Consider the following 3,285-nt stretch of genomic DNA (forward strand, 5'->3'; position numbering starts at 1 on the left):
GGGCAACGACGCTGACAGGCGCGCTTGGCTTTACGGGCAGCGCGCTGACCGTGAACGCGGCGGTTACGGCCGGTGGTGCTGTGACGGTAGTCAACGCAGGCACGTTCACAACGTCTGTAAATGGTGACATCAATGCTACCGGCGCATTTACCCAGTCGGGTGCCGGCAGTAACAGTCTAGCAGGCGACATTACCGCGGGCGGAAATATCGCATTGGCACGCGCCGCTGTTTTGACCGGCGACGTAGCAATTGTCACAACCAAAGCCAGCGGCACAATCGATCTTGCTGGCGTCAACAGCGACGGCACAGGCGCGAAGAACTTGTTGCTGCGTTCGCTGGGCGCCTTGACAATCGATGCCGCTATTGGTGACACGAATGCCTTGGGCACTATCTGGATTGAAGCTGCGGGTGTGTCGCAAGGCGTACAGATAAATGTCGACAAGTCGATCATCTCCAACACCGGCTTTGTGTTGAAAGCTGCTAAATTGGCGGTCACATCCAGCGGCTTGGTAGACCTAATCCACCCAGACAATATTGTGCCGGTGATTGCAGCGGCCATCAGCAGCAATGCCGATTATCGCTTCACGAACTACAACTCGGGCGGCGTCACGATTGGCACGATCATCAACCCGTTTGACACCAATGCTAGCCTTGCTGGTTTGAAAGCCAGCGGCGCGACCAACACGTCAAGTGCGTCCTTCGTAGTTGGCGGGTTGCTGACCCAGACCAATGGTGCGGTGATTGATTTAGGCGGCAACTTTACCGTCAATGCCCAGCCTAACGCCCGCCGTGATGTAACGTTTGATAACTCGGGAACCGGTTCGACCGGCACTGTCTTGGGTAACACGCTTGTGGCGGGTGACTTCAACCTTGTTTCTGTTGGTAATGCTACCCAGGCTGCCGACATCAATGCCAGCAACCAAGATGCCTATCTGCAGGTTGGCGGTAGCTTTAACCTAACGGGTGGCGGAACCTTCATCCAGGGCGATTCTGCGCTCAACGTGTTTGGATTTGGTGCAGGCACGCAACAGGCTAATACGATCAGCCTCAACGGCGTCATCACGTTATCGATCGCCGGCGGCAAGTTGATAGGTACATCCAGCCTTGCGACGTATGACGCACAGAACAACAACTCCTGCCTAACCGGCTGTGCCTCGATTGACCTTGTCACAAATTCGGTGGCCAATGACATTACGGTCATTTCTCAGGCGGGCGGAAAATCGATCACGTCATCGGGCGTTAATCCCGGTGCGTCGGTAACCTTGTCGCAGGTCAACAAGGTGCGCGGGATCGTTACCATTAAGACTGCTGGCGCGTATGTTGATCAGGGCACCGCAGTTGCAACGGGTATCAAGACCGCGGCAGCGCTGACTTTTGGCGCTAACAACAACCTGCTCTTAACGGTTCAACAGAGCGATGCGAACGCAACATCATCGGTCGCTGGCCGCGGCGCGCTGGATCTTGGTCTCACGAATGCTCTTGGCAGCGGAACGATTGTAGCCAACGCCTTCGGGATGCCGGTCACGATCAAGAGCAGCCAGGCACTTACGCTTGGCTCGGTACAGGGATCCGTAGTTAACATTACAACAACTGCTGGTGCAATCACGCAGGCAGCGGTTGGAGCGATTTCGGCCGACAACCTGGTTATTTCGGGTGCTGGCGCGGTAACGCTCAACAATACCAATAGCGTAGGCGTACTGCGCGCTTCAACTGGCGGTGATTTCAGCTTGAAGAATGGCCGCGCCCTGACAGTTGGCGACGGCACAGCTGGTGTCACCAGCACCGGCTCAGTAACCTTGCAAACCACTTCGGGTAATCTGACGCTGGCTAAAGCGATCAACAGCGGCGGAAACATTACGCTCGCCTCCGCTGGCAACTTCATCAACAATGTTGGCGCAACAGCCCTGACAACAGGCGCTGGCGGCGTCTGGCGGATTTGGTCTACCAAGCCTTCGCTCGACACCCTTGGCGGCCTGACACCCGGCTTCAAGCAGTATAATGCAGCCTATGGCACCACGACTGTCCTGGGCGCGGCCAATAAGAGCGGCGTGCTCTACACTTACGCTCCAAAGGTTATAGTGTCGCTGACGGGAACCGTCTCCAAGGTCTATGACGGTCTAACGACGGCTAATGCGGGGAGCGTCATCTATGCCGTTTCCGGCGCCGAGCGCGACTATCTGAGCGCTACCGTTACAGACACGGATGTTGTTACAGCTACTGCGACGAGTGTCAGCTTTGAAAATGCAGATGTTGCGCGGGACGGCAACGGCAATGTGCTCGCCAACAAGAAGGTGCTCGCCAGCGGCGCGACCTTCACCGTGACATCATCGGCCGCGTCCGATGCTATCCCAGTTTATGGCTATCAGCTGGATACGACTGCTCCCGTTAACGGTTTGATTGGTCAAATAACGCCGAAGACGCTCGTCGTCGGCGGCCTGGCAAACTCTACCTTCACGAAGGTTTATGACAGCAACACCACGGTTGCAATCTCCGGTACCGCAGCATTGCTGACCGCTATCGCAGCTGGTTCAGGCACAGCTATTGACGGTAAGGCTTACACGCCCGACGATGTAAGCCTCACTGGTACAGCGTCAGGCACGTTTAACAGCGCAAATGTGGTCAGTGCAAACAAGATCACCCTCGCTGGTCTCTCTCTTACGGGCGCCGCTGCCGGAAATTATAGCTTGAGGCTTGCGGACTATGCAGCCACAATCACGCCTTATATTGTGAGCTTGACGGGTGGTCGTGTTTATAATGCGACGGCGGATGTTGCTGCATCTGTGCTCACCATTGGTGGGCTTGTTGGCACAGAAACCCTGACGATTTCTGGGGTGGGTGTACTCCAGGACCCTGATGGCTCTGGCCTCCTCAGAGATAAGGACGTCGGTACGGGCAAGGCGTTCGACATTGGTACATTGAGCCTGGTGGGTGCTGGTTCGGGTTCAACAGCTGGCCTTGCTTCCAACTACACGTTGGTGGGCGGAACCCGTACGGCTGACATTACACGTGCGACGATCGGCACGGTCTCTGGGATTACAGCCACCAACAAGACTTATGATGCCAATGACACAGCAGCTCTGGTCACTTCGGGTGCGACGTTTAACGGGATGTTCACAGGCGACGCCTTGAACGTTGCGACCTCAACGGGTGTGTTTAACAATGCGCGTGCTGCGATTGGCAAGACGGTCAGCATTAGCGGGATCACGCTTGGCGGTACGGATGCGGGTAACTACACGCTGACGACGTCGACTGCGTCGACGACGGCGACGATCAATCCTTATGCAG

At 56.3% G+C, this 3,285-nt stretch carries 1 protein-coding gene; it reads left to right on the forward strand.

Annotated features, from left to right (window positions below; translation table 11 throughout):
• A partial coding sequence (locus tag GGR91_RS00005; RefSeq protein WP_221204185.1) for a beta strand repeat-containing protein occupies positions 1-3,285 on the forward strand: 3,285 nt, incomplete at both ends.

It is taken from the genome of Sphingorhabdus rigui (assembly GCF_014196595.1).
Lineage (GTDB): Bacteria > Pseudomonadota > Alphaproteobacteria > Sphingomonadales > Sphingomonadaceae > Sphingorhabdus_B > Sphingorhabdus_B rigui.